The sequence below is a fragment of the Ensifer aridi genome, assembly GCF_002078505.1.
In the GTDB taxonomy this organism is placed as follows: domain Bacteria; phylum Pseudomonadota; class Alphaproteobacteria; order Rhizobiales; family Rhizobiaceae; genus Sinorhizobium; species Sinorhizobium aridi.
Genome location: NZ_LUAV01000075.1, coordinates 1 through 964, shown reverse-complemented (window position 1 = coordinate 964; position 964 = coordinate 1). Strand labels below are relative to the sequence as shown.

General features: G+C 58.9%; 1 protein-coding gene. It reads right to left on the bottom strand.

Annotated elements, in window-relative coordinates; genetic code table 11:
* Positions 1–896 (bottom strand): dihydrodipicolinate synthase family protein (locus AYK65_RS31335; RefSeq protein ID WP_081163228.1); only part of this gene is annotated, 896 nt, incomplete at its 3' end.
* Positions 897–964: the final 68 nt, after the last annotated feature.

Below are 964 nucleotides of genomic sequence, written 5' to 3'. Positions count from 1 at the left end.
GCCTTCGCCCAACGACGAAGACCGGCATCGGCGATGATCTTGGCGATTGCCGCTTTCTGCTCCTCTGCCAATGGCAGGAGCGGCAAGCGCGGGCCGCCTGCGTCGCGGCCAAGCTGGCTCATCGTCTCTTTGATCGCTGCATAGTAAGCTCCGGATTGGAAGCAACGATAAAAGGCAAAGACGTCACGGCCGAGCGTATCCACCGCGTTGTCCCCGGTAAGCGCCTTGTCCCAGTAGTCACGAATCAAGGGACCAGCGATCTGATGGGCCATGGCAACGACACCATGGGCACCGACGGCGCGGGCCGGCACAATCATCGTCTCATAGCCCACAAATACGCGAAGCTTGTCCCCAACACGCTGCACAAGTTCACTCACCTGCGTAATGATCCCGGAGCTGTCCTTGATCGCGACCACGGTCGGCAGTGCGGAAAGCTGTTCGACCAGGGCCGGGGTGATGTCGATGCCGGCACGGCGGGGGCTGTTGTAGAGCATCAGCGGCAGCGACGTGTTGCGCGATATGTATTCGAAGAAAGCTACAATTTCGCGTGGGCTCGGCATGGCGTAGATCGGAGGCAAGATCATGCCGCCGGCACAGCCCGCGGCCACGGCCGACTGGCATGCCTCCAATACGTCTTCAACACGCAAATCGGCGACACCGGCCAGGACTGGAACGCGGCCAGCCACGTGGTCCACCGTCAGTTTGTATAGCCCCGAGCGCTCACTCACGGTCAAAGCGTAAAATTCGCCCGTGCTGCCCGCAGCAATAACGCCCTGTGCGCCGTTGGCGATCGCGTTATCAATGAGTTGCTTATATCGCGTCTCATTGATCGAACCATCGGTATTGAAGGGAGTGACCAGAACGGGAAAAATACCGCCCCAATTGACATCGGCCATGGTGGATTATCCTTGCTTGTTAAATTTGGTTGAAGATGCGCCTGTCGGTGCTGCAAGCGGACTGAGAA